The sequence below is a fragment of the Oceanobacillus sp. E9 genome, assembly GCF_001741975.1.
In the GTDB taxonomy this organism is placed as follows: domain Bacteria; phylum Bacillota; class Bacilli; order Bacillales; family Amphibacillaceae; genus Oceanobacillus; species Oceanobacillus kimchii.
The window spans coordinates 239,189-264,845 of sequence record NZ_LSNA01000009.1 but is presented as its reverse complement, the minus strand read 5'-3'; the positions used below and the strand labels follow the sequence as shown (position 1 = coordinate 264,845).

General features: G+C 36.6%; 25 protein-coding genes and 1 riboswitch. Of the genes, 24 read left to right on the top strand and 1 reads right to left on the bottom strand.

Annotated elements, in window-relative coordinates; genetic code table 11:
- Positions 1-17 precede the first annotated feature (17 nt).
- The 22 genes from AQ616_RS17445 (at position 18) to AQ616_RS17340 (ending at position 22,654) form a co-directional block, all read left to right on the top strand.
- Complete coding sequence (locus AQ616_RS17445; protein ID WP_017795785.1) at positions 18-1,697, top strand: ribulokinase; 1,680 nt, start codon at positions 18-20, stop codon at positions 1,695-1,697.
- A gap of 17 nt (positions 1,698-1,714) precedes the next feature.
- Entirely contained in the window at positions 1,715-3,196 is a 1,482-nt protein-coding gene (gene araA / locus AQ616_RS17440) for an L-arabinose isomerase (RefSeq protein ID WP_069686422.1), read from the top strand.
- 237 nt (positions 3,197-3,433) lie between these two features.
- Entirely contained in the window at positions 3,434-5,017 is a 1,584-nt protein-coding gene (locus tag AQ616_RS17435; protein WP_069686421.1) for a long-chain-fatty-acid--CoA ligase, read from the top strand.
- Between the two features lie 342 nt (positions 5,018-5,359).
- Positions 5,360-6,538 (top strand): acyl-CoA dehydrogenase family protein, encoded by a 1,179-nt coding sequence (locus AQ616_RS17430; protein WP_069686420.1) that lies wholly within the window; start codon positions 5,360-5,362, stop codon positions 6,536-6,538.
- Between the two features lie 12 nt (positions 6,539-6,550).
- Positions 6,551-7,315, top strand: a complete 765-nt coding sequence (gene fabG, locus AQ616_RS17425; RefSeq protein ID WP_069686419.1) for a 3-oxoacyl-ACP reductase FabG — start codon at positions 6,551-6,553, stop codon at positions 7,313-7,315.
- Positions 7,316-7,342: 27 nt separating this feature from the next.
- Positions 7,343-7,792, top strand: a complete 450-nt coding sequence (locus tag AQ616_RS17420; protein ID WP_017795790.1) for a MaoC family dehydratase N-terminal domain-containing protein — start codon at positions 7,343-7,345, stop codon at positions 7,790-7,792.
- Entirely contained in the window at positions 7,789-8,199 is a 411-nt protein-coding gene (locus tag AQ616_RS17415; RefSeq protein ID WP_069686418.1) for a MaoC family dehydratase, read from the top strand. Before AQ616_RS17420 ends, AQ616_RS17415 begins: the two co-directional genes overlap by 4 nt.
- A 20-nt stretch (positions 8,200-8,219) precedes the next feature.
- Entirely contained in the window at positions 8,220-9,425 is a 1,206-nt protein-coding gene (locus tag AQ616_RS17410; protein WP_017795792.1) for an acyl-CoA dehydrogenase, read from the top strand.
- A gap of 15 nt (positions 9,426-9,440) precedes the next feature.
- Positions 9,441-10,214 carry an SDR family oxidoreductase gene (locus AQ616_RS17405; RefSeq protein ID WP_069686417.1) on the top strand — a complete coding sequence of 258 codons (774 nt, stop codon included), beginning with the start codon at positions 9,441-9,443 and terminating at the stop codon, positions 10,212-10,214.
- A 34-nt stretch (positions 10,215-10,248) separates the two neighbouring features.
- The gene (locus AQ616_RS17400) at positions 10,249-11,418 is read left to right on the top strand and encodes a thiolase family protein (protein ID WP_069686416.1); all 1,170 of its coding nucleotides are present in this window, start codon (positions 10,249-10,251) and stop codon (positions 11,416-11,418) included.
- Between the two features lie 87 nt (positions 11,419-11,505).
- Entirely contained in the window at positions 11,506-12,072 is a 567-nt protein-coding gene (locus AQ616_RS17395) for a TetR/AcrR family transcriptional regulator (RefSeq protein WP_069686415.1), read from the top strand.
- 34 nt (positions 12,073-12,106) lie between these two features.
- The gene (locus tag AQ616_RS17390) at positions 12,107-12,511 is read left to right on the top strand and encodes an acyl-CoA thioesterase (RefSeq protein WP_069686414.1); all 405 of its coding nucleotides are present in this window, start codon (positions 12,107-12,109) and stop codon (positions 12,509-12,511) included.
- Positions 12,512-12,536: 25 nt separating this feature from the next.
- Positions 12,537-13,598, top strand: a complete 1,062-nt coding sequence (locus AQ616_RS17385; RefSeq protein ID WP_069686413.1) for a phosphotransferase family protein — start codon at positions 12,537-12,539, stop codon at positions 13,596-13,598.
- A gap of 22 nt (positions 13,599-13,620) precedes the next feature.
- Positions 13,621-14,367: a 2-phosphosulfolactate phosphatase gene (locus AQ616_RS17380; protein ID WP_069686412.1), complete on the top strand. Its 747-nt coding sequence runs from the start codon at positions 13,621-13,623 to the stop codon at positions 14,365-14,367.
- Positions 14,368-14,372: 5 nt separating this feature from the next.
- Positions 14,373-15,182, top strand: coding sequence for an enoyl-CoA hydratase/isomerase family protein (locus AQ616_RS17375; RefSeq protein WP_069686411.1), 810 nt, complete (start codon positions 14,373-14,375; stop codon positions 15,180-15,182).
- A gap of 291 nt (positions 15,183-15,473) precedes the next feature.
- A complete protein-coding gene (locus AQ616_RS17370) occupies positions 15,474-16,337 on the top strand; it encodes a branched-chain amino acid ABC transporter permease (RefSeq protein ID WP_017795800.1) in 864 nt (287 codons plus the stop codon).
- On the top strand, positions 16,338-17,324 hold the full coding sequence (locus AQ616_RS17365) for a branched-chain amino acid ABC transporter permease (protein ID WP_069686410.1): 987 nt from the start codon (positions 16,338-16,340) through the stop codon (positions 17,322-17,324).
- Positions 17,325-17,339: 15 nt separating this feature from the next.
- Positions 17,340-18,104: an ABC transporter ATP-binding protein gene (locus AQ616_RS17360; RefSeq protein WP_069686409.1), complete on the top strand. Its 765-nt coding sequence runs from the start codon at positions 17,340-17,342 to the stop codon at positions 18,102-18,104.
- Complete coding sequence (locus AQ616_RS17355; protein WP_017795803.1) at positions 18,097-18,804, top strand: ABC transporter ATP-binding protein; 708 nt, start codon at positions 18,097-18,099, stop codon at positions 18,802-18,804. The genes AQ616_RS17360 and AQ616_RS17355 overlap by 8 nt, the downstream gene beginning before the upstream one ends.
- 33 nt (positions 18,805-18,837) lie before the next feature.
- Positions 18,838-20,040 carry an ABC transporter substrate-binding protein gene (locus AQ616_RS17350; RefSeq protein WP_017795804.1) on the top strand — a complete coding sequence of 401 codons (1,203 nt, stop codon included), beginning with the start codon at positions 18,838-18,840 and terminating at the stop codon, positions 20,038-20,040.
- Positions 20,041-20,295: 255 nt separating this feature from the next.
- Positions 20,296-21,444 carry an acyl-CoA dehydrogenase family protein gene (locus AQ616_RS17345; RefSeq protein ID WP_069686408.1) on the top strand — a complete coding sequence of 383 codons (1,149 nt, stop codon included), beginning with the start codon at positions 20,296-20,298 and terminating at the stop codon, positions 21,442-21,444.
- A 25-nt stretch (positions 21,445-21,469) separates the two neighbouring features.
- Positions 21,470-22,654, top strand: coding sequence for a thiolase family protein (locus AQ616_RS17340; protein ID WP_017795806.1), 1,185 nt, complete (start codon positions 21,470-21,472; stop codon positions 22,652-22,654).
- 1 nt (position 22,655) lies between these two features.
- Here AQ616_RS17340 and AQ616_RS17335 read toward each other — a convergent pair whose 3' ends face one another.
- Complete coding sequence (locus tag AQ616_RS17335; RefSeq protein ID WP_017795807.1) at positions 22,656-23,084, bottom strand: DUF1801 domain-containing protein; 429 nt, start codon at positions 23,082-23,084, stop codon at positions 22,656-22,658.
- Between the two features lie 220 nt (positions 23,085-23,304).
- A riboswitch (SAM riboswitch) is annotated at positions 23,305-23,409 on the top strand.
- Between the two features lie 79 nt (positions 23,410-23,488).
- On the opposite strand from AQ616_RS17335, the gene AQ616_RS17330 reads away from it, so the two are divergent.
- Entirely contained in the window at positions 23,489-24,538 is a 1,050-nt protein-coding gene (locus AQ616_RS17330; RefSeq protein ID WP_205634389.1) for a homocysteine S-methyltransferase family protein, read from the top strand.
- A gap of 121 nt (positions 24,539-24,659) precedes the next feature.
- Positions 24,660-25,640 carry an aliphatic sulfonate ABC transporter substrate-binding protein gene (locus tag AQ616_RS17325; RefSeq protein WP_069686406.1) on the top strand — a complete coding sequence of 327 codons (981 nt, stop codon included), beginning with the start codon at positions 24,660-24,662 and terminating at the stop codon, positions 25,638-25,640.
- Positions 25,641-25,657: the final 17 nt, after the last annotated feature.

Genomic DNA, 25,657 nt, shown 5'->3' with positions numbered 1-25,657 from the left:
AGATAGGAGGTTTTGTAATGGAAGAAAAATATACGATTGGGATTGATTATGGAACAGAATCTGGGAGAGCAGTATTGGTATCATTACAAACTGGTGAGGAAATTTCGGATCATGTTACCCCTTATCATCATGGTGTAATAGATGACGTACTACCAGAAACAGGCGAGAAGTTAGGACATGAATGGGCCTTACAACATGCTTCTGATTATATCGAAGTTATTCAAAATTCTGTTCCAGCGGTATTAGAGCAATCTAAAGTGGATCCTGAAGACGTCATTGGAATTGGTATTGACTTTACGGCTTGTACGATTCTACCTGTTGATCAACACGGTGAACCATTAATGTTTAATGCTAAGTGGAAACAAAATCCGAATAGTTGGGTGAAGTTATGGAAGCATCATGCTGCACAAGATAAAGCAAATCGTATTAATGAAATTGCAGAACAAAGAAGAGAGAAATTCTTACCTCGTTATGGAGGGAAGATTTCATCGGAATGGATGATAGCGAAAGTCTGGCAAGTACTAGATGAAGCTCCAGAAATCTATGAAGCTACGGATAAATTTGTAGAGGCAACCGATTGGGTAATTTCTAAATTATCTGGGAATCTTATCCGTAATAGTTGTACAGCAGGATATAAAGCGATTTGGCATAAACAAGAAGGCTTTCCGAGTAAACATTATTTTAAATCGCTGGATCCTCGTTTGGAAGACTTAGTGGAGACGAAATTACGTGGAGAAATCGTACCTTTAGGGACCAATGCTGGTGGTTTAACGGAGGAAATGGCGCTTTTAACCGGGTTAAAACCAGGTATAGCTGTTGCAGTAGGGAATGTGGATGCACATGCTGCGGTACCTGCAATGGGCGTAACAGCTCCGGGAAAAATGGTTATGGTCATGGGAACTTCAATTTGCCATATGTTACTTGGTGAGGAAGAAAAACAAATAGAAGGTATGTGTGGTGTAGTTGAGGATGGCATAATACCAGGGTATTACGGTTATGAGGCAGGCCAATCTGCTGTTGGTGATATTTTTGCTTGGTTTGTGCAGCAAGGTGTAACAGCAGAAGTAAAAGAAGAGGCAAGGAACCATGATTTAGATATATATCAATTTTTAGAGTGGAAAGCATCTAATTATCAGCCTGGTGAGTCTGGCTTATTAGCTTTAGATTGGTGGAATGGAAATCGTTCAGTGCTTGTAGATACAGAATTGAGTGGGATGATTCTTGGAATGACACTACAAACCAAACCAGAAGAAATATATCGAGCATTACTAGAATCTACTGCATTTGGCACGAGAATGATTGTGGATGCATTTCATCAAAATGGTGTAGCGGTTGATGAGCTTTATGCATGTGGCGGATTATCCCACAAAAGTAAGCTTTTAATGCAAATATATGCCGATGTTACAAATCGAAACATTGTTATTGCTGACTCGAAGCATACACCTGCACTAGGAGCAGCGATGTTTGCTGCAATAGCAGCAGGATCAACTAATGGTGGATATGATACTGCAATAGAAGCAGCAAATAATATGGCGCGTGTAAAAGAGAAAGTTATTAAACCAATTTCTGAAAACGTATACATTTATGAAAAGATTTTCCAAGAATACAAACGTCTACATGACTATTTTGGGCGTGGTGAAAATGATGTGATGAAACGTTTAAAAGATTTACGCATTCAAGAAGAAGTAAACATATAATTAATGGAGGTATGCAAATGTTAGCAATTAAACCGTACACATTTTGGTTTGTAACAGGAAGCCAATCCCTATATGGAGAAGAAACGTTACAAGAGGTAAAGGAGAACTCGAAGCAAATTGTCAAGGCAATTAATGGAAACTTACCGTTTAATATTGAATTTAAAGCAGTGGTCACTACTGCCACTGAGATTCAACAAGTAGTAAGAGAAGCAAACACTAATGGGAACTGTGGGGGACTAATAACCTGGATGCATACGTTCTCCCCTGCGAAATCATGGATTGCTGGTTTAAAAGAGTTACAAACGCCTTTACTGCACCTTCATACGCAATACCATAAAGAAATTCCTTGGGATTCCATAGATATGGACTTTATGAATACAAACCAAGCTGCACATGGGGATCGTGAATTCGGTTTTATGGTATCTCGATTAGCGATTCCTAGAAAAGTTGTAGTTGGTCATTGGGAAAACAAACAGGTTAGTCAAAAGATTTCTAATTGGATGTACAGTGCAGTAGCAGTATCAGAGGGTACATCAATTCGAGTGGCTAGATTTGGAGATAACATGCGTAATGTTGCCGTGACGGATGGTGATAAGATTGAAGCTCAAATCAAATTTGGTTGGACGGTAGATTATTATGGTATTGGTGACTTAGTAGCTGAAATAGAGTCGATCACAGAAGATCAAATTGATGATTTATATGAAGAATATAAGCAGCTATATGAATTTCCATCTGACATTGATACAAATATCTCTGCTCAAGAATCCATACTATATCAAGCAAAAATCGAGCTTGGGTTGAAATCATTTCTAGAAAAAGGAAACTATACTGCATTCACTACGAATTTTGAGGATCTGCATGGAATGAAACAACTTCCTGGTCTTGCAGCTCAACGTTTAATGGCAGAAGGATATGGATTTGCTGGAGAAGGTGATTGGAGAACAGCGGCATTACTACGTTTGATGAAGATTATCTCAAGCAATAAGAATACTTCGTTTATGGAAGACTATACTTATCATTTAGAAGAAGGAAATGAAATGATATTAGGCTCCCATATGTTGGAGGTTTGTCCTACAGTAGCAGCTAATAAGCCCAAAATTGTAGTAAATCCACTATCCATGGGAGATAGAGAAGATCCAGCACGATTAGTATTTGATGGGAAATCAGGAGATGCAGTGAATGTATCTTTGGTTGAGATGGGAGGGCGTTATCGATTAATTATTAATGAAATTAAAGCCGAACGTCCTGAACATCATACACCACATTTACCTGTAGCAAAAGTGTTATGGAAACCAGAACCTTCATTTAGTGAAGCAACTGAAGCTTGGATCTATGCAGGCGGTGCGCATCATACAGTATTGTCATTCGAAGTTACGACTGAACAATTGTATGATTTTGCAGAGATGACGAATATAGAGTGCATTGTTATTGATAAGGATACGAAACTGAGAGATTTAAGAAATGAATTGAAATGGAATGAAGCAACATATCGTTCTTAAATAATTAAAAGAGGGGGGAGAGTGATTCCCCTCTCTTTTAATGTAAATGGTTTATGTAATGAGAAATATTCGAGTAACTTTCTTGTCCTAGTTCTTTATTTTATATAATAAAAGAGAAATTTGCTTCCAAAATTAATAAATTTCCAATTGATTTTTTAATAATCTCTGTTATAATTTTATTATAATATTCTGAACATACCATATGGTTAGTATGTTTGTGATGAAGGAGGAGAATAGATGGATAGACCATGGGTAAAACATATTCCAGAAGGAAATCCAACCAATGTCCAAATACCAGAAATCTCACTTCAAGAGCTACTCTTGAAATCTGTGGAAACTTACTCAGACAAGGTAGCAATGACTTTTTTTGATCAGACGTATACGTATCAGCAACTTGAAAAAATGATTTATACTGTAGCAAGTTCCCTCTATAATTTAGGCATCGAAAAAGGGGATCGGATAGCTTTAATGTTACCGAATTGTCCGCAATATCCGATTAGTTATTTTGCTACATTGCTCTGTGGTGGAATTATTGTTCAAATTAATCCGATGTATAAGTCTAATGAACTTTTACATGTATTAAATGACTCAGGAGCAAAAGTTATTATTTGTTTGGATAGTTTATTACCTATAGTAGACGAAGTTAAGGATCAAACCGATTTATTAAGTATTATCCCAGTTTCTTTTGAAAACGATTCCAAATTCAATGAATTGCTAATAGACAAGGGATATAAATTACCAGAGATCTCGATTGATCCGATCGATGATATTGCTGTCTTGCAATATACTGGAGGAACTACTGGGCGATCAAAAGGAGTTATGCTAACTCATTATAATTTGGTTGCTAATACGATACAAAGTTACGGTACTTCGCAAATTAACATAAAGACAGGAGAAGAAAAGGTTCTCACAATATCACCTTTATTTCATGTTTATGGAATGACTAGTTGTATGAATTTTACCTTTTTTATTGGGGGAAATTTAATTCTAGTTCCAAGGTTTGAGGTTGAACAAACGGTGGAGATTATTGAGAAAGTGAAGCCTAGCTTATTTATGGGTGTACCGACGATGTTTATTGCTCTATTAAATTATTATCATGAAGAGAAGCAATTTGATTTAAGTTGTTTAAGAACATGTTCAAGTGGATCTGCCCCGCTACCAGTTGAAATTATAAATCAATTTAATAATGTAAGTGGATCTAATGTTGCTGAAGGATTTGGCTTGTCTGAAGCATCTCCAGTCACACATCGCAATCCTGTTGAGGGATTACAGAAACCAGGGAGTATTGGCATACCTATACCAAATACAGATTCTAAAATAGTCGATTTAGCAACTGGAGAAGAGACATTATCGAATGGGGAAGTGGGAGAGCTAGTAATTAAAGGGCCTCAAGTAATGAAAGGTTATTGGAGAATGGAAGATGAAACGAATCAAGTGCTTAGAAATGGATGGTTATATACTGGAGATTTAGCAAAGATGGATGATGATGGGTTCTTCTATATAACTGGAAGGAAGAAAGAGCTAATAATTGCAAGCGGTTACAATGTATATCCTGTTGAAATTGAGGATGTGATCTATCAACATCCAAGTGTACTGGAAGTTGCTATTATTGGGGTGCCTGATAAATATCGAGGAGAAACAGTAAAAGCATTTGTCGTATTAAAAAGTAACGCAACACTAACAGAGGATGATCTAATACAGTATTGTCGAGATAGATTAGCTTCATTTAAAGTACCTCGATCGGTTGAATTTTTGCAAGAGCTACCAAAGACAGCTGTCGGAAAAATTCTAAAAAGAAAGCTAAAAGAACAATTTAGTTAAGTTAATTTTATAATGGTTAGTTACTATATAAATATGCAGTGATAGTTATATACAAATTGACGAAATACTTGGCTTTGATTGGGATGGAAGACGGCGACTCCTGCTCAGATCAACAGAGCTTGAAGATCCACTTGAAAAGTGGTCTTCTTTTCAAGTTAGCTGAGGCCGTGTCTGCTAAAAAGCGTCCGGCTGCAATAGAAATCAAACAGCGCAACATTCGGATTTTATACCAAATATATTAACTTCAATCAATTACTTAAAATTTTTTAATACAAACATACCAACCGGTTAGTATTTTAGGCAAGCTTTAAACATATAGATGGAGAAAAGGAGAGAGAAATTATGCATTTAAGATTAACGGATGAACAAAAAATGGTACAGCAAACGATTCGCAAATTTGTAGAGAAGGAGCTTATTCCTTTAGAGAATGATGTGCTACGAAATGAACGAGAAGGAAAGCCAAGTCTTTCAAAAGAAAAACAAGAAGAATTGGTGTTGAAAGCAAAGAATGCTGGTTTTTGGGGGATAAATACTCCGGAAGAATATGGTGGAGCAGATCTAGGACAAATGATGCAAGCAATTGTTGCAATGGAGGTATCGAAAACATTCGTTCCATTTCAATTTGGAGGATCAGCAGATAATATTTTATATTACGGGAATGAAGAGCAAAAAAAGAAATATTTAATTCCAACGATAAATGGGGATAAAAAATCATGCTTTGCGATGACGGAACCAGGTGCAGGATCTGACACACAGAATATTAAAATGACTGCAGTAAAGGATGGTTCTGAATGGGTGCTTAACGGAGAAAAAACATTTATTACCGGTGGAAATGAAGCGGATTTTGTTATGGTAATTGCAATTACCGATAAGGAAATACATCAAAAGACAAAAGGTAGAGAAGGAGTTACATGTTTTATTGCTGACCGGGATATGGGATGGGATTCTGAATATATTCATACGATGGGAGAATGGGGACCGGCTAGCTTGTTTTTTGAAAATGTTCGAATCCCAGAAGAGAATATTTTAGGAGAATTGCATAAAGGTTATAATTTAGGACTCGAGTGGATTGGTTTCGCGAGATGGATTGTCGGTGCTCGCGCTGTCGGAGCTGCAGAACGATTATTACAAATGGCGATTAACTATTCGAAAGAGCGAGAAACCTTTGGTAAACCTATTTCTGAAAGGCAAGCAATCCAATGGCAAATTGCGGATTCTGCAGTAGAAATAGAAGCTGCAAGATGGCTTGTGCTTAATGCAGCATTCACTCTTGATCAAGGGGAAGATAATCGACACTTAGCATCAATTGCTAAATTGTATGGAGCAAATATGGGTACAAGAGTCGTTGATCGTGTCATGCAAATTCACGGTGGAATGGGCTATACGCGTGAACTACCTATTGAGCGTTGGTATCGAGAGGCGAGATTGTGGAGGATTTATGATGGAACCGATGAAATTCAACGTGTGATTATATCTAGGAATTTACTAAAAGGACATGTCAAATTAGGGCAATACGTATAGGAGGAAAAAATGATGACAAACAGGTTTTCTGGAAAAGTAGCATTAATTACAGGTGGCAGTAGAGGAATAGGAAAAGGTGTCGCTTCATTATTAGCGGAAGAAGGGGCGAAGGTTGCAATTATTGATGTAAACGAAGAAGCTTTAATACATGCAACGAAAGAATTTACAGAAAAAGGTTATACAGTTTATTCAAAGGTTGCAGATGTTGTAAATGCAAGTGATGTAGAGTTGGCGGTAAAGGAAATCAATGATGCATTTGGTTCAATAGATATTCTTGTGAATAATGCCGGGGTAATTAGAGACAATTTGTTATTTAAAATGACGGATAATGATTGGCAACAAGTGATGGATGTGCATTTAAAAGGAGCTTTTAATGCAACACGAGCAGTTCAACAGTATATGGTAGAGCAAAATTATGGGCGCATTATTAATATTTCATCGACATCAGCTCTCGGCAATAGAGGTCAGGCGAACTATGCTACGGCAAAAGCTGGTTTACAAGGGCTGACTAAAACATTAGCGATTGAACTAGGGAAATTTGGTATAACTGCAAATGCAGTTGCGCCTGGATTTATTGAAACGGATATGACTAAAGAAACTGCTGCTAGAGTTGGTATACCATTTGATGATTTCGTAAAAGGAAGTGTGAGTCAAATTCCGGTTGGAAGAAGTGGAAAACCAGAAGATATTGCCAATGCAGTGGCATTCTTTGCGGATGAGAAATCATCATTTGTCAGTGGTCAGGTTATTTATGTCGCGGGTGGTCCAAAAGCATAATATTCAATTTAGGAATGAGGTGAATCTATGTTTCGTCATGTGATCGGAGAAGAGTCAAATAAGATTAAAAATGTTGTAGAAAAAGGTATTGTTAAGCGTTTTGCAGAATCAATTGGTGATTTGCATCCAATTTATGTGAACGAAGAGACCGGGCGACAATCAAGGTATGGAAGAAATATTGCGCCGCCGACGTTTCCAAGAGTATTTGACTATGGGGAGATTAAAGGACTTCAACTTCCAAATAAGGGACTCATACATGGTGAACAAATTTATCACTATGAACGACCTTTATTGGTAGGAGAAGAATTGTATTGTTACACAAAAATAAAAGATTACTATGAAAAAGAAGGTAAAAATGGTTTGATGGGCTTTTTAGTTACAAAAAGATACGGTGAAGATTCACAAGGAAATGTTATTTTTACCGAAGAAGCTACCATCATAATTACAGAAAAAGTAAGGAAGGCGATGGGAGTATGAGTAATCTAGTAAAACTTCAGACTGGTGATAGATTAGAACAAATCACATTACATCCTGTATCGAGAATGGATTTAATTAAATATGCTGGTTCCTCTCTTGATTTTAATCCAATTCATACAATCGATGAAGAAGCAGAAAAAGCTGGCCTTCCGGGAATTATTGCTCATGGCATGTGGACCATGGGAAATCTAGCAAAGTTATTTACACCATATTATGAAGAAGGATTTATTCAAGACTATAAGATTCGTTTTGCTGGAATGGTATTTTTAAATGATACGGTAACGTTACAGGCAGAAGTATCCGATAAGGCGAGTGACAACTTACTATTTGATGTCAAAGCTGTTAATCAACATGATAAATCGGTTATTAAAGGGTCGATTAAATTTAAATTATTTGAAGATGAATAGATGAATTTGGGGTGAAATAGATGGAGTTTGAGTACTCAGATAAAGTGAAGTCTTATCAAGAAAAATTGACATCGTTTATGGAATCGTATATTTATCCGAATGAAAAATTATATCAAGAACAACTTGACCCCATGGATCGTTTTTCGACCATCCCACCAATTCTAGAAGAATTGAAACAGAAAGCAAAAGATGAAAAACTATGGAACTTGTTTTTACCAGATAGTGACTACGGAGTGGGATTAACAAACTTGGAATATGCTCCATTGTGTGAAATTATGGGGCGTTCGGGTCTTGCTCCAGAAGTATTTAACTGTGCTGCTCCTGATACAGGTAATATGGAAACAATAGAAAGATATGGCTCTAAGGAGCAAAAAAAAGCATGGTTGGAACCTTTATTAAATGGAGAGATTCGTTCTTGTTTTTCGATGACAGAACCGGATGTTGCTTCATCGGATGCAACAAATATAAAAGCAAGTATTGTCCGGGATGGTGACGAGTATGTTATCAACGGAACAAAATGGTGGTCCTCTGGAGCTGGCGATCCTCGATGTAAAATCGCGATTGTAATGGGAAAGAGTAATCCAACTGCTAAAAAGCATAAACAACAGTCAATGATTCTAGTACCAATGAATACGCCTGGTGTGACGATTAAACGCACATTACCTGTTTTTGGTTACGATCATGCACCACACGGACATGCAGAAATTGAGTATACCAATGTGAGAGTACCCGCATCGAATATGTTGCTAGGAGAAGGTAGAGGATTTGAAATTGCTCAAGGGAGATTAGGGCCGGGGAGAATTCATCATTGTATGAGAACGATAGGGGCAGCGGAACGTGCATTAGAACTTTTATGTAAGCGTGTACTAAGTCGCGAGACATTCGGTAAAAAATTGGCAGAACAAGGTGTTATTCAAGAGTGGATTGCAAATGCAAGGATGAATATAGAACAGGCTCGGTTATTAACTTTAAAAGCTGCTTATATGATGGACACCGTTGGCAATAAGGAAGCAAAATCTGAAATTGCAATGATTAAAGTAGTTGCTCCAAACATGGCACTTGATGTAATTGATAAAGCAATTCAAGTGATGGGAGCAGCAGGAGTTAGTGAAGATTATCCAATTGCTGCAAGTTGGGCTAATATACGAACGTTACGACTTGCTGATGGTCCTGATGAAGTTCATCGCAGGTCTATAGCAAAATGGGAATTGAACAAGTATCAATAATTGGGAGATGAGTGTATGCATGTTAAAGAGTTATTTAATCTCACTGGAAAAACAGCTCTGGTTACAGGCGGAGGACGAGGACTGGGTGAACAAATAGCTGAAGGTTTTGCTGAAGCTGGTGCAAATGTAGTGGTTTGTTCCAGGAAGGAAGAAAATTGTAAGGAAGTAAGTGAAAAGCTAGAGAAAATTGGAGCACAGTCACTAGCATTAAAGTGTGATATTACCAACCCTGAAGATATTAACCAAGTTGTTGAAAAAACCATTGAAAAATTTGGAGCCATTGATATTTTGGTAAATAATAGTGGTGCAACTTGGGGAGCTCCAGTTGATGAAATGCCATTAGAAGCCTTTCAAAAAGTGATAAATGTCAATGTTATCGGGACCTTTTTGATGTCACAAGCGGTAGGTAAAGTCATGAAAGATCAAAAATATGGAAAAATAATCAATATTGCTTCGGTAGCTGGATTAAAAGGTTCTGATCCTGAATTAATGGATGCCATTGGTTATAACACAAGTAAAGGTGGAGTAATTACATTTACAAAAGATCTCGCAGTGAAATGGGGACCAAGTGGAATCTATGTAAATGCCATTGCGCCCGGATTTTTCCCGACTAAAATGTCGAAGGTTTTAATCGAAAGGAGCAAGGATAAGTTTTTAAGCCGAACTCCGCTACGAAAGTTCGGCACAGATACAGACTTAAAAGGAGTGGCATTATTTTTAGCTTCAGCTGCTTCTGACTTTGTCACAGGAGAAACTATAGTAGTAGATGGAGGATCTGCGGCAATGTAGCATCATAATTTTCGAAAGGTGAGGTGAATAAATGATGAATAGAGATGCCGTAATCGTTTCTGCTGTTCGAACAGCAATTGCGAGGCAGGGAGGAGCATTAGCGACCGTACCTGCACATGTATTTGGAGCAGAAGTAATCAAAGAATCAGTAAAGCGTGCAAAGGTAGATCCAGCGCTAATCGATGATGTAATCATGGGTAATGTACTAAGTGGTGGGGGGAATATTGCTCGATTAGCAGCTTTACAAGCAGATTTATCGATTCATTTACCAGGACTAACCGTTGATCGTCAGTGTGGATCGGGAATAAATGCAATTGTTCTGGCACAGCAAGCTATTCAGTCGGGGATGGGAGACATTTATGTTGCTGGAGGTATTGAAAGTATGAGTCGTGCTCCATATTTGATGGATCGACCAGAGCAAGCATATAGTCCCGTGCCGCCAACGATTCGAAAATCCAAACTCTCTCCAGATCGTATAGGTGACCCGCCAATGGGAATAACAGCGGAGAACCTCGTAAATAAGTATAACATCTCAAGAGAAGAGCAGGATGAATATGCTCTTTCAAGTCAACAACGAATGGGAGAAGCAATGCGTGAAGGACGGTTTAAAGAACAAATTGTACCAATTTCAGTTCCTAAACGGAAAGAAAGTGCAATTGTATTCGATATTGATGAGCATCCACGTCCGAATTCGACTATTGAAGGATTAGAAAAATTACCACCTGCTTTTGTTAAGGAGGGGACAGTGACTGCTGGCAGTAGTTCTGGACTAAATGACGCAGCATCTGCACTTGTCATTATGGCTAGAGAAAAGGCAGAAGAATTAGGTTTAAGCCCATTGGCGATTATTAGAAATTCTGCAGTAGCCGGGGTGGATCCAAATGTGATGGGTATCGGTCCAGTACCAGCTACACAAAAACTACTCAGAAGAGAAAATATAAATTTAAGAGATATCGATCTTATTGAGTTAAATGAAGCATTTGCAGCTCAAGTTATTGCCTGCGATCGAGTGCTAGAATTTGACAGAAAAAAATTAAATGTAAATGGTGGAGCGATTGCTCATGGACACCCTCTTGGAGCAACAGGAGCTATTCTAATGACAAAAATGGTTTATGAGTTACAACGAAGTGGTTGCAAATATGGTCTTGTAACAGCGTGTATCGGTGGGGGACAAGGAATTTCCGCATTGATTGAAAGTGTGTAGTAGTGAGGTTAATTCTGGGACTTATAACCATTTGTGTGGATTATGTATGCTATAATATAACCCACAAAAATGAGAGGAACATAGATTATGAGAGATAAAATAATTCAAGTGAGTATACCATTGTTTGATACACATGGTTACAGTGAAACATCAATTCAAGATATTGTCGATGCAATTGGAGTTACAAAAGGTACTTTTTACTATTACTACAAGAGCAAACAAGAGTTATTAAAGGATATCAATTTAACTTATATTCAAAATCTTCTGCTTGCGCAAGAAGAAATCTTGAATAATAATACACAGACCTATAAAGAAAAGCTATACAATAATGTGTTATTAATCATCCGTAATATTCGAAAACAGCGACAAAGTGCAAGAATCTTTGCAAGAGAAATTCGTCATTTGCAAGGTGAAAACTTAGAAATCGTTAGACATATACGAAATAAATTTAGAAACAACACTCAAAGTATTATTACTAAGGGAATAGAAGCAGGGGAATTTAATAAAAATATACGTCCTGATATTTTAACGTTAGGAATTCTCGGAATTACAAACTGGAGTTACTATTGGTTTAATCCAGATGGAGAAGTATCTGAAAAACAACTTACCAATTATTATATGGAGTTAATTTTAAACGGAATTAATCAGGAATAAAAAGATAGAAAGCTATATGGAAAGGAGGATATATATGAATGATGAAATTGAAGTATATGTAAGGTTTAGTGAAACGGATATGCTTGGACACGTAAACAATACGAGTTATTTCTTATATTTCGAAGAGGCTCGTACTAAATTCTTTAAGAAAATCCATCCTAATCGAGATTCCTCCTTTGGATTTATATTAGCATCTATTAAATGTGATTTTCTAAAGCAGGCTTATGGTGATGAAACATTAAAAGTAATTACAACTATATCAAAAATTGGTGGAAAGAGTTTTCATATGCAACACATGTTAGTTAATAAACAGCATGAAAAAATTGCCCAAGCGACAGCTGTAATTGTTTGTTTTAATTATGAGAAGCAACAATCGGTAGCTATCCCAGTACAATTAAGAGAAAATCTTGAAGCATGGTTAACAACAACTGTGAAATGAATTTTTCTAAGTAAGGAGGGTAAAGATGGCAGCAGAGACAATTCCAGTTCGTCGTGGAGAAGAAATTGATCAGAGAGCTTTGGAAGATTTCTTAAGGGAAAAGCTAACAGATTTACCAAATGGAACTTTAACGATGAAGCAATTTAGTGCAGGACGTTCGAATCTGACTTACCTATTGAAGGTTGGGAATTGGGAAGCGGTTTTGAGAAGGCCTCCATTAGGTCCAGTTGCTCCCAAAGCTCATGATATGGGTAGAGAATTTAGTATTTTAAAGGAAATACAAGCCCATTTTTCTCCTGCTCCTAGAGCATATATATACGGGGATGAAAATGTCATTGGAAGTCCCTTTTTTGTAATGGAAAGAAAAAAAGGAATTGTATTAGATACGGATTTTCCTGAAGAGACACAGGTTACAGATGATTTATGCAGAAAAGTATCAGAGAATATGGTTGATACACTAGTAGAGCTTCATCAGATAGATTATTCCCAAACGAATTTAGTGAATTTCACAAAACCCCAGGGCTTTTTAGAAAGACAGGTTCATGGGTGGATAAAGAGGTATGATCGAGCAAAAACAGATGATATTAACGGAGTGGAACAACTGAAATCGTGGTTGATGAAACATATTCCAAATTCTTCGGAAACCACCATTATTCATTATGATTATAAATTAAATAATTTAATGTTTAATGAGGACTTTAGTGAAATTGTCGGATTATTTGATTGGGAAATGACCACAGTCGGCGATCCTTTAGCAGATTTAGGAGTTGCGATGAGTTATTGGACAGAAGCAATTGATTCTCCATTATTGAAAAAAGGATTAGATGATAAAGAGGTAACGACAAAATATTCAGGATTTTTGACTAGAAATGACTGGATAGAATCATATTCCAAAAAAAGTGGAAGAGATGTTTCCAATATCCATTTTTATTTAACATTTGCTTATTTTAAACTAGCAGTAATCTGTCAACAAATTTATTATCGTTGGTTTCAAGGTCAAACAAACGATGAACGATTTAAGGATTTAAATGGTTATGTAAGAAACCTCATCACGTTTGCACTGGAAAATACCCATAAAAAAATATAATCCATTTGAATGAGGTGTTTAATTGGGGAAAATTCATGTTTTGCTCAAGAAAGAGGATTTAAATCGAAAAAAGTTAGATGGTAAGGTAGTTGTTGTTTTTGATATATTATTAGCTACTTCTACTATTACTGCCGTATTAGAGCATGGTGCAAATGAAGTTATTCCAGTACTTAATGGAGAAGAAGCGAAACGTGAAGCATGTAAAACAGGGAAGGAAAACTGTATATTGGTCGGAGAATATCAAGGATTAACTTTAGAGGGTTTTCTTTCTCCTAGTCCAAGTAATCTCATTGAACAAGTGAAAGAAAAAACGGTCATACTCTCTACAACGAATGGAACTGTTGCAATGAAGAACGCTCATGCGGCAAACGAAGTATATGCTGCTTCATTATTAAATTCAGTTTCTGTAGCAAATGAAATTTTGCAATATTACGAAAATGAAACGATTATATTAGCATGTTCTGGTTCATCTGGTGAATTTAATATAGAAGATTTCTATGGAGCTGGTTATTTCATTGAATGTCTCAAAAAATATTCTAAAGAGGGTTTGGAGTGGGATTTGACAGATACAGCCATGACAGCACATCAATTTTATCTTGGGAAAGTTAATCAAGCAGAAGAAGTATTACTAAACTCTCGGGTAGGCAGAAAGTTAGTTGAGATGGGGATTCATCATGATATTGGCTATGTAGCTAAAAAAGATGTTTGTTTTGTAGTTCCATATTTAAAAGATGGTACGTATGTGATTCATAAAAAATTTAAGAGGTGAAGAAAATGTCTGATTTTAAATATGAAGATGTAATTGTAGATATAAAAGAGAACGTAATGTATCTAACGTTAAATCGACCAGATCGTTTAAACGCGTTTAGTCCAGAGATGATACTAGGTTTAAAAGAATCTCTAACCGAAGCGAACACGAATGATCGGGTAAAAGCTATTGTTATCAAAGGATCAGGAAGATCTTTTAGTGCCGGTGGGGATGTAAAAACAATGGGGAAGAAGGATCCTATTCACACTTACGATCATATCGGTAAACTAAATGAGTTAATCATTCAAATGAATAATTTAGAAAAGCCAATAATTGCTGCAGTACATGGGTATGCTGCTGGTGCTGGTTTCAACTTGGCGTTGGCAAGTGATTTAATTGTAGCGACAGAAGGAAGTAATTTTATTCTTAGTTTTTCTAAAGTTGGTTTAATTTCTGATGGTGGTGGATTATATTTTCTTCCAAGGATAGTTGGTCCATACCTAGCAAAAGAGTTATTTTTTAATGCAGAGCCAATCTCTGTTGAGAAGGCGCACTCTTTAGGTATTGTTAATCAAATCTATACAGTAGATCAATTTGATGATGAAGTCGAAAAGTTTGCGTCTAAGATTGCTTCTGGTCCTAGTTATGCGTATGGATTTATTAAAAAACTTACCAATCTCTCACTTACTTCTAGTTTGTCAGAAATTCTTGAGCAAGAGAGAATTACTCAGGCGACGATGGTGACAACCGAGGATCACGCAGAAGGAGTGCAAGCGTTTAAGGAAAAGAGAAATCCGCAATTTGGTAAAAACGAGAGCAAAGAAAGTAGAAGATAATCAATTGGAAAAGTATTTTTGCTGGACAAAATGTAAACGCTTTAATTTAGTTCGGATTATAGCGATAACTTGGCTTTGTTTGAAATGGAAGACGGTTACTCCTACAGGAACAGCTCGAGCTGAAGATCCGCTTTAAAAATTTCTTCTTTTCAAGTTAGCTAAAAACTTTGCCTGCTAAAAAGCGTCCGTCTGCAATGAAAATCAAAACGTCGACATTCAGATTTGACATGAAATATCTATTATGAAATTGACTCACTTTATGTAAATTTATACAAAGAAGGGGGAGAATGCATGGAGATATTAATACAGCAGTTATTCAATGGGTTAACGATAGGGAGTGTATATAGTTTAGTAGCGTTAGGGCTCACACTAGTTTATGGGATTTTGCATGTACCAAATTTTGCTCATGGAGCTATTTATATGATTGGTGGTTATGTAACGTTAACCATGATGGTCTATGCGGGATTATCCTATTGGCTAGCTATGATTATCTCTGTACTGGTGGTTGGAACTCTAGCATTATTAATGGAACGTCTCATATTTCATCCTCTAAGAAATTCTATATCCATTAATAGTATGATTGCTGCAATTGGGATGTTGTTATTTTTAGAAGCGTTTGCTCAGTTGTTCTGGGGACCGGATTATCGCGAAATGCCAACACCATATAATGAGGTCGTAAACGTATTTGGATTAACATTTACTGTCCAAAGAATTTTAATTGTTGTGGCAGCAATTGTTGTCATGATACTACTTTATGTTTTTCTTAAAAAAACGTTTATAGGTCGAACAATCATTGCATTGTCACAAAATCGAGAAGGAGCGTTTTTGGTTGGAATCAATGCGAATAAAGTTGCCATGTTGACGTTCTTTATAGCTGGTGCTCTAGCGGCAATTGCAGCATCGCTTACATCACCGATTAATCTAGTATTTCCGGGCATGGGGCATCTCGTTATTTTAAAGGCATTTGTCATTATTATTATCGGTGGTATGGGGAGTATACCTGGTGCCATTGTAGGTGGTTACATTTTAGGATTTAGTGAAAGTATTGGGGCAACCTATATTTCGAGTGATTATAAAGATATCATTGCTTTCGTTCTTCTGATCATTATTCTCTCTATCAAACCTAATGGCATATTTGCAAAGGGGGAACATTAATTGATCAAAAATAATACACAAAAATACATTGTTTTAGGATTGCTTTTAGTTGCCCTTCTTTTCCCTCTATTCACACAAAATAATTACTATATTCATGTAATGACTTTATCGTTTATATGGATGATAGCCGTGTATGGCTTAAATATTCTGGCAGGATATACTGGTTATTTATCACTTGCTCATGCTGGATTTTTTGCAATAGGGGCATATGCATTAGGGTTATTAACGGTGAAAGCAGAAGTAGGTTTTTGGCTAGCTCTATTTTTAGCACCAATTATAACAACAATCATTGGGTTTGGTATTGGATTAATTGCATTGCGCACCAAGGAACACTTCTTTGCTATATATACGCTTTGTGTAGGGTATGTCATCTATTTATTAATTGATAAGTGGGATAGTTTGACAGAAGGTGTTCGAGGTTTAATGGGAATACCGTTACCATCTGATATTGGACCGATCTCTTTTGAAAGTAACATCGCACAATATTATTTCATTTTAGTCGTATTGCTTTTCTCTATTTTCGTTATTTATAGAATTGTAAATTCCATAGTCGGAAGAAAGCTAGTTGCAATTCGAAATAGTGAACAACTTGCACTATCATTAGGTATTTCAACGAAAAAAAATAAACTACTTGCCTTTGTTTTATCTACCTTTTTTGCTGGGTTAGCCGGTGCGTTATATGCAAGTTTTATACGTTTTTTAGGTCCAGATATCGGTTCTACAAATATAACATTTGATCTACTGATGTATTTAATTGTTGGAGGTATTGGTACATTATCTGGTCCGATTATAGGAACACTTCTAGTAGTATGGCTTTCTCAGAACTTACAATTCTTACAAGATTATCGAATGTTAATCTTTGGTCCATTACTAGCATTATTAATCATCTTCTCACCTCGAGGTATAGTAGGTATGTTTTCTAGTATGAAGCAAAACTTACAGCAAAAAAGAACTTTACGGCAAAAAGAACAAAAAAAAGAAGCTTAGAAAGGGGTGTCATACATGTATATTGAAACAAAGGAATTATCCAAGCAGTTTGGAGGTTTAAGAGCCGTAAATAATGTTGATTTTTCAATAGATAAAGGGAAAATAAACGCAATTATTGGCCCAAACGGTGCTGGGAAAACAACATTTTTTAACCTAATCAGTGGTGTTTACAAACCTACCTCAGGGCAAGTGATGTTTAAAGGCAAAGATATTTCTACATTGCCAGCAAATAAGATAGCTGAATTAGGGGTTGCACGAACTTTCCAAACTACACATCTATTTGAAAAGTCAAATGTTTTTGAAAATGTTGTCGTTGGTCATAGTTTACGAACCCAATCAAATTTGTGGGATGCGATCTTTCGAACAAAACGGTTAAAGCAAGAACAAGAGCGTTCAAATCAGAAAGCACTAGAAGTCATATCCTTTGTTGGCTTATCCAATGTAGCCGATGTACCTGTTGCAAATTTATCGCAAGAAGAGAAAAAGAGAGTAGCATTTGCACTTGCATTAGCAACAGATCCTGAAATTATATTTCTAGATGAACCGACAGCTGGAGTTAATCCGGATGAAACCGAAGAATTATCCGCTTTAATTAAAAAAATGGCGCAACAAGGAATAACTATTTGTTTAATTGAACACAAGATGAAAATGATTATGGAATTAGCTGACAAGATCATGGTATTAAATTATGGTGAAAAGATTGCTGAAGGCACACCAAATGAAATAAATCAAAATGAAGAAGTGATTCGTGCTTATTTAGGAGGGAGTGCAAGTGCTTAAGCTAAATAAAGTTACGGTCAAATATGGAAATTATGCTGCTGTAAACAATATTAATATTCAAGTTAAACAGGGAGAAATTGTTGTATTACTAGGGGCGAACGGGGCTGGGAAGAGTACAGTATTCCATTCGATAAGTGGATTGAAAAAAACAGCTTCTGGAGAAATTGAGTTTGAAGGGGTGGCGTTGAAGGGAAAATCACCAGATAAAATTGTGCAAGCAGGTATTGTACAATGTGCGGAAGACAGGAAGTTATTCCCCCGAATGACGGTATATGACAACTTGATAATGGGAGCTTATATTCATCGGAAAACAAAAAGTAGAATTAAACAGACTATAAAGGAAGTATATGAGTTATTTCCAATATTATATGAGAAACGCCATGATATGGCTGGTTCACTGAGTGGAGGACAACAACAGATGGTAGCTATTGGAAGAGCGCTTATGGCGAAGCCTAAGTTAATGTTGTTAGATGAACCATCTATAGGGTTAGCACCTTTAATTGTGGAGCAAATGTTTGATAGTATTCAACAGATTAATCAGGAAGGAACTACTATTCTACTAGCCGAACAAAATGCAAATGCCGCTTTGAATATTGCTGATAAGGGATATGTCTTTGAAAACGGGGGGGTTGTAGTAGAAGGTTCAAAAGAAGAATTACTTTCAAACGAAGAAGTTAGAAAGGCTTATATAGGGGCTTAAATCCTTTGTATTTAAAAAATAGGAGGAATTATAATGAGAATAAACAAAATTTTCTTAAGTTTGATTTCCTTATTAGTTATTGTCGTTTTAGCGGGGTGCATTGATGGTAGTTCAACAACAAATAATAATAGTACGGACTCTAGTACGAATGCGGAGACAAAGGAGAAGGTTGTTAACATTGGATATACCGGTCCTTTAAGTGGTTCTGCTGCTTTATATGGAGAAAATACTTTAAATGGTTTAGAGATGGCTGCAGAAGAAATTAATGAAGAAGGATTTGAGGTTAATGGTGAAACATATAAGTTAAATATTGTTTCTCTTGATGATAAGTATTTACCAAATGAATCAGCTTCTAATGCAAAACGATTAGTGCAAGAAAATGCTACACCAATTATTTATGCTCCACATAGTGGGGGGATTGCAGCGCTTCAAGTGTTTAATGAACAAGAAAACTTTATTATTGGGGCTTACTCTAGTGAACCTGCAATTACAGAACAAGGCAATGAATTAACCGTAAGAATTCCGCCTAGTTATCATGGATATGTCGAGCCTTTTACAAAATATTCGATGGATCGGTTTGGGAATAAATTAGCGGCGATTCCTCCAGTAACACAGTATGGTCAAGATTGGGCTGATGAATTACTTCCGTATTGGGAGGAACAAGGAGGAGAGGTAGTACATGAGGCATCGGTAGATTTTGCAAAAGAAACGGATTTTTATACATTATTGACAAATGCCTTAGAGTCAGACCCTGATGTAATTTTCCTAGGAGGACCATCTGAACCAACAGCGAATGTTGTTAATCAAGCGAGACAACTTGGGTTTGAAGGTGGATTTATTATTATGGACCAAGCAAAATTAGATGAAATGAAGCGAATTACAGAAACGTATGAAGTTCTAGAAGGTGCAATTGGGACCATGCCATTGGTAGAAGCGGATTATCCTGGAGTTCCAGCATTTGTAGAGAAATATACAGAAGAGCACGGAATTGAACCAGGATCAGAAGCTGGTTTCCATTATGTGAGTTTGCATATTTTTGTAGAAGCAATGAAAGCAGCAGGAAATGTAGAGGATGCCACTGTAATTCGAGAGCATATACAGGCTGGATTAGATGCGTTACCAGAAGAAAAACAAGTATATGTCATTCCAAATATAGATGAAAATGGAGGATTCGAAATTCTTACGAGAGTTAGTGCAGTTGAAGATGGAGAAATAATAGGAATTCCAATTGATTAAAGTATCTACGAAGAATTAATCATCTAGTAGAGGTTGAGATTTTGTTCAAAGAACGAACGATAACTAGAAGAAGCAGAAGAAATATTAAGGTTTGGGGGAGAAGGACTGTGCAGACTCCTATGCATGAGCAACCGGAGTATATTTCTTTTCTGATAGTTTTCTTTATATATCATTCGTTTAAGTAAATACCTGTCTCAGCCTCTTTGCTTTTTTCTACAGTACATTGAAACTTGCAACAATAGGAGGTCATACAGTTTGAACTTTGAATTAGATAAAAACATTCAATCTTTAAAAGAAAACGTTCGAAACTTTATTCAAACAGAGGTAGAGCAGGTCGCTGATGATATTGAACAAAAAAATAGAATCCCCGAACGAATAATTGAATTATCAAAAGAAATGGGGTTATTTGGTTTAAGTATCCCTGAACACTACGGTGGAATAGGGATTGGAATGATAGGAAAGTGTGCATTATATGAAGAAATTGGAGCAACGCATAATGGATATACGACTCTAATCGGAGCTCATACTGGAATTGGTACTGTTGGAATAGTGGAAATGGGGAATGAAGAACAAAAGCAAAAATACTTGCCTTCCATGGCAAGTGGAGAAAAAATAGGCGCATTTGCGCTAACTGAACCTGAAGCTGGGTCGAACGCAAGTGCTTTAAAAACTTCTGCCGTTAAAAAGGGAGATAAATATATATTAAATGGAATAAAACATTACATTACCAATGCCACAGAAGCAGAAGTGTTTACTGTGATGGCAGTTACAGATCCAACGAAAGGAGCAAAAGGCATCTCTTCTTTTATTGAAGAAAAGAGAGCTCCGGGATTTCATATAGGAGCGATTGAAGAAAAAATGGGTCTGAGAGGTTCTCACTCAGCGGAAATAATTTTAGAGAATTGTGAAGTGCCTGCGGAAAATTTACTAGGTGAAGAGGGTCAGGGGTATGTAAATGCCTTAAAAATTTTAACCAATGGTCGTGCTGGTTTGGCAGCTCGGAATTTAGGTTCAAGCCAAAAGTTATTAGATATGTCGACTACTTATGCAATTGAAAGAAAACAATTCGGTAAGTCGATTATTGAACACCAAGCAGTTGCACACATGTTAGCTGAAATGGCTGTAGAGATAGAGGCATTACGGGCTTTGACTTATAAAGTGGCATGGATGGTTGACAATGGAGAAAATGTAATTAAGGAAGCAGCGATGTTAAAACTGTATGGTTCGGAAGTATACAACCGAGTAGCAGATAAAGCAGTTCAAGTTCATGGAGGGATTGGATATATTTCAGATTTTCCTGTGGAACGATTTTATAGAGATGCGCGCATTACACGAATTTATGAAGGGACATCGGAAATTCAGAAGAATATTATTGCTGGACAATTAAAGAAACATTATAGCTAAGGGCAAGTTGTAGGGAGGTATAGGTATGGACGATCCGATAGTTATTGTCAGTGCAACTAGAACACCAATTGGAGCATATGGTAAATCATTGAAAAATGTATCTTCTGGTCATCTAGCAAGTCATGTGATTAAAGAAGTGCTACAAAGAGTTTATATGCCAGCTGATCACGTAGATGAGGTTATTTTAGGAGAAGTAAGACAAACGACGGAATCATCGAATATTGCTAGAGTAGCAGCGCTAAGAGCGGGTATCCCTGAACAAGTGACTGCTTTTACAGTAAATAGATTATGTGCATCTGGAATCCAGGCAGTGACATCTGGAGTACAACAAATTCTTAGTAATCAAGCTGATATTGTCATAGCGGGTGGGACAGAGAGTATGAGCCGTTCTCCAATATACTTACGAAATACTAGATTTGGAGGAGATCGAACAACCATTGTCGATTCTAATTTAGAAGCAGGACAACAACCTCAAGAAATCTATGGTAAGAATCTATCTATGGGTATTACAGCTGAGAATGTTGCTAGAAAATATAATATATCAAGAGAAGATCAAGATGCATTTGCGATAGAAAGTCAGCGCAGAGCAAAAAAAGCTATAGAAAGTGGACGGTTTAAAGATGAAATAGCTCCTATTGAGGTTGTGGAAAAGAAACAGATATCTATATTTGAAGTAGATGAATATCCTCGATTTGATACATCTCTAGAGAAACTAGCAAATCTTAATCCAGTATTTGAAGCAGGTGGGACGGTGACTGCTGGTAATGCTTGCGGCAGAAATGATGGTGCCTCAGCTTTGGTTATTATGAAAGAATCACATGCCAAACATCTTGGCTTGCAACCACTCGCAAGAATCGTAGATTGGAGTACAGCGGGTGTTTCCCCTGAAATAATGGGAATTGGCCCAGTACCGGCAGTCAAACAACTACTTAAACGAAATCAAAAAACAATCCAAGACATAGATTTACTAGAATTGAATGAAGCTTTCGCTTCTCAATCCGTTGCTGTTATTCGTGAACTAGGTTTGGATCATGAAAAAGTAAATGTTAATGGAGGGGCGATTGCGTTAGGTCATCCGGTCGGTGCTACGGGCACCCGGATAATTACGACATTAATCTATGAACTAATAAAAAGAAAACAGCAATATGGTATAGCAACTTTATGCGCTGGTGGCGGCCAAGGAATGGCAATATTGATCGAACAGTGCTAAGTTATTTTGCAGTATCAGGATAAGTTGATTTGATATGGAAAAGTGATTGTTTAATTAAACGACGTAAGATATCAAGATTAATATCGCTGAGTTTGTTAATATAAACACACGATTTTCCGGTAGTGTATTTACCTAAAGCTGTCATTAATTCACTATCTTGAACAATATCTGTTGCGAGATAGAGACTAATTTTTGATTTTCTGGGAGAGTATCCTACTATTAAAAATTCTCCGGAGTGGCCAGAAGCGTATTTATAATTGTATTTTCCAAAGCCAATAATACTTGTTCCCCACATTTTTGCTGGATACTCAGTAGATTCGGTAAATATATCTAATAGTTTATAAGCATCTTCTTTCTTTTGAAGATGATCAACACTTTCGATGAATTGAATAACACTGTTTTCTGTTTCTTTTGTTTTTAGTTCATACATTTTCATCACTCCTAATCCTATGATTGATAATAGTATAACAAATATTTACAATATATTTTTGATTTAGATTGCAACTGGCAGTTTTTTATCAGGCACGGCATCACTCACTAGGAAATCATTTAAAAAATAATAAATGAATAATTTAAATTTCCTATTGATTATTTTATGGTTATCATATAAGATATTAAAAAGTTAATTTTTAAAAAATTAAATATAGTTAGACTTATCAAGAGAGACGGAGGGATTGGCCCGATGAAGTCTCAGCAACCAGCCTTATAAGGTATGGTGCTAATTCCAATAGGCTTATATGCCTTAAAGATAAGAAGAACAATGTAGGTTAACCCTTCTTCTTACTTTTGGAAGAAGGGTTTTTGTTTGTAAAAATAATGAAGGAGGAGATTATGATGAAGCGTAGTTTAAAAAGACGTTTGCAAGAAGGTACGGTAATAGTAGGAGAAGGATATTTATTTGAATTAGAGAGGAGAGGGTATTTACAGGCAGGTTCGTTTGTACCAGAAGTAGCACTTGCGAACCCGGATGCTTTAAAACAAACGTATCGTGATTTTATGAATGCTGGTTCGGATGTTGTATTAGCATTTACATACAATGCACATCGAGAAAAAATGCGCATTATTGGCAAGGAAGAATTATTAGAACCATTGAATAGAAGTGCTATTCGTTTAGCAAAGGAAGTAGCGAAAGAGCATCCATTGGAAGAAGCATTAGTTGCAGGAAATATATCTAATACAAATATCTTTGACCCTTATGATGAATCAAGCAAATCTAAAGTTAGAGAGATGTTCGCTGAAATGGCTCAGTGGAGTAAAGAAGAAGATGTTGATTTTATTAATGGTGAAACATTTTATTATCATGAAGAAGCAGAAATTGCTTTGGAAGAAATATTGAAAAAAGACTTGCCAGCTGTCATTACACTAGGGTTAATGGGAGAAAACATTTTAAGGGATGGCTATACGGTAGAGGAATCTTGTAAAATATTATCGGAAAAGGGAGCACTTGTAGTTGGAATGAATTGTTTCCGAGGTCCAGATACGATGCAACCTTATATTGCAAAAATTAGAAAGCATGTAGACGGTTATGTAGGAGCATTACCCATTCCATATCGTACATCAGATGAGCATCCGACATTTTTTAATTTACCTGATGGTGGTTGTAGTTGCCATTTGCCTACTGAAACAACTTTTCCAACTGCTTTAGATCCACTGTACCATAACCGTTATGAATTAGCAGAGTGGGCAAAAGAAGCAAAGGGGATTGGTGTTAATTATATTGGGTTATGTTGTGGAGCATCTCCAGCAATGCTTAGAGCTGTTGCAGAGGCAGTCGGTAAGGAGACCATTAATTCTCCCTATTCTCCTAATATGGAGAAGCATTTCTTGTTTGGGAAAGATAAAACATTAAAAGAACATAATGTAGGCTATCGATTTAAGGCATAACAAATCTTATATTGATGGTAAATCTCCTATACTATTCATTTAGATACAGTTGGAGAAGTACGAACCTCATTGTTATAAAACCAAGTAATCTTATTTGAATAATTATAAGGAGGAGAATTTAATGAGAAGTAAGTTAATGAGTATAGCTTTAGTGATAATAATAATTAGTTTAATAGCAGCATGTGGATCTGATTCAAGTGCAGCAGATGGAAAGCCTGATAAGATTCGGTTAGATTATGCGTATTATTCACCAACAAGCCTTGTATTAAAAGAACAAGGATGGTTAGAAGAAGCCTTAGAAGATGAAGGAATAGGTGTGGAGTGGGTACTAAGTCAAGGTAGTAATAAGGCTTTAGAATTTTTAACAAGTGATAGTATTGATTTTGGTTCTTCTGCAGGATCTGCAGCGCTTGTTTCTAAAGCCAAGGGTTCTCCAATTCAAAATGTATATATTTATTCTCAACCAGAGTGGACAGCTTTAGTTGCTGATTCTGAGTCAGGAATCCAATCGGTAGAAGAATTAAAAGGAAAAAAAGTGGCTGCCACGTTAGGTACGGATCCATATATTTTTCTACTACGGGCTTTAAATGAAGCTGGATTAACAGCGGCTGACTTAGAAATTGTCAATTTACAACATGGTGATGGAGCGGTTGCTTTGTCTAAAGGTTCCGTAGATGCATGGGCGGGGCTAGATCCACATATGGCTCGAGCCGAATTAGAATCTGATGCAACCTTGTTTTATCGAAATAAAGAATTTAACACATATGGTTTTTTAAACGTGCGAGATGATTTTGCAGAAGAATATCCAGATTATGTTCATGTTGTGATTGAAGCGTATGAAAAAGCAAGAGAGTGGACAATAGATAATCCAGAAGCAGCTGCACAGATTTTATCTGAAGAAGCAGAGATGTCACTAGATGTAGCGAAACAGACTTTAGAGAGGAATGATTTTTCCAATTCCATTCCTGGAGATGAGCATCGAGATACGTTAAGAAATTCAGCAGAGGTTCTTCTAGAGGGAGAAGTTATTGAAGCTGATACGGACATTGAGAAGGTTGTAAATGAACTTGTCCAACCATCATTTATAGAAGAGCTAAATTAATAATTAGAGGTGGCTGT

Coding starts and splice junctions, on each gene's coding strand:
- AQ616_RS17420 (WP_017795790.1), top strand. CDS start 7,343: ATGTTTCGTCATGTGATCGGAGAAGAGTCAAATAAGATTAAAAATGTT.
- AQ616_RS17330 (WP_205634389.1), top strand. CDS start 23,489: ATGAAGCGTAGTTTAAAAAGACGTTTGCAAGAAGGTACGGTAATAGTA.
- AQ616_RS17405 (WP_069686417.1), top strand. CDS start 9,441: ATGCATGTTAAAGAGTTATTTAATCTCACTGGAAAAACAGCTCTGGTT.
- AQ616_RS17350 (WP_017795804.1), top strand. CDS start 18,838: ATGAGAATAAACAAAATTTTCTTAAGTTTGATTTCCTTATTAGTTATT.
- araA (WP_069686422.1), top strand. CDS start 1,715: ATGTTAGCAATTAAACCGTACACATTTTGGTTTGTAACAGGAAGCCAA.
- AQ616_RS17395 (WP_069686415.1), top strand. CDS start 11,506: ATGAGAGATAAAATAATTCAAGTGAGTATACCATTGTTTGATACACAT.
- AQ616_RS17435 (WP_069686421.1), top strand. CDS start 3,434: ATGGATAGACCATGGGTAAAACATATTCCAGAAGGAAATCCAACCAAT.
- AQ616_RS17385 (WP_069686413.1), top strand. CDS start 12,537: ATGGCAGCAGAGACAATTCCAGTTCGTCGTGGAGAAGAAATTGATCAG.
- AQ616_RS17340 (WP_017795806.1), top strand. CDS start 21,470: ATGGACGATCCGATAGTTATTGTCAGTGCAACTAGAACACCAATTGGA.
- AQ616_RS17430 (WP_069686420.1), top strand. CDS start 5,360: ATGCATTTAAGATTAACGGATGAACAAAAAATGGTACAGCAAACGATT.
- AQ616_RS17400 (WP_069686416.1), top strand. CDS start 10,249: ATGAATAGAGATGCCGTAATCGTTTCTGCTGTTCGAACAGCAATTGCG.
- AQ616_RS17390 (WP_069686414.1), top strand. CDS start 12,107: ATGAATGATGAAATTGAAGTATATGTAAGGTTTAGTGAAACGGATATG.
- fabG (WP_069686419.1), top strand. CDS start 6,551: ATGACAAACAGGTTTTCTGGAAAAGTAGCATTAATTACAGGTGGCAGT.
- AQ616_RS17445 (WP_017795785.1), top strand. CDS start 18: ATGGAAGAAAAATATACGATTGGGATTGATTATGGAACAGAATCTGGG.
- AQ616_RS17335 (WP_017795807.1), bottom strand. CDS start 23,084: ATGTATGAACTAAAAACAAAAGAAACAGAAAACAGTGTTATTCAATTC.
- AQ616_RS17360 (WP_069686409.1), top strand. CDS start 17,340: ATGTATATTGAAACAAAGGAATTATCCAAGCAGTTTGGAGGTTTAAGA.
- AQ616_RS17325 (WP_069686406.1), top strand. CDS start 24,660: ATGAGAAGTAAGTTAATGAGTATAGCTTTAGTGATAATAATAATTAGT.
- AQ616_RS17415 (WP_069686418.1), top strand. CDS start 7,789: ATGAGTAATCTAGTAAAACTTCAGACTGGTGATAGATTAGAACAAATC.
- AQ616_RS17410 (WP_017795792.1), top strand. CDS start 8,220: ATGGAGTTTGAGTACTCAGATAAAGTGAAGTCTTATCAAGAAAAATTG.
- AQ616_RS17375 (WP_069686411.1), top strand. CDS start 14,373: ATGTCTGATTTTAAATATGAAGATGTAATTGTAGATATAAAAGAGAAC.
- AQ616_RS17370 (WP_017795800.1), top strand. CDS start 15,474: ATGGAGATATTAATACAGCAGTTATTCAATGGGTTAACGATAGGGAGT.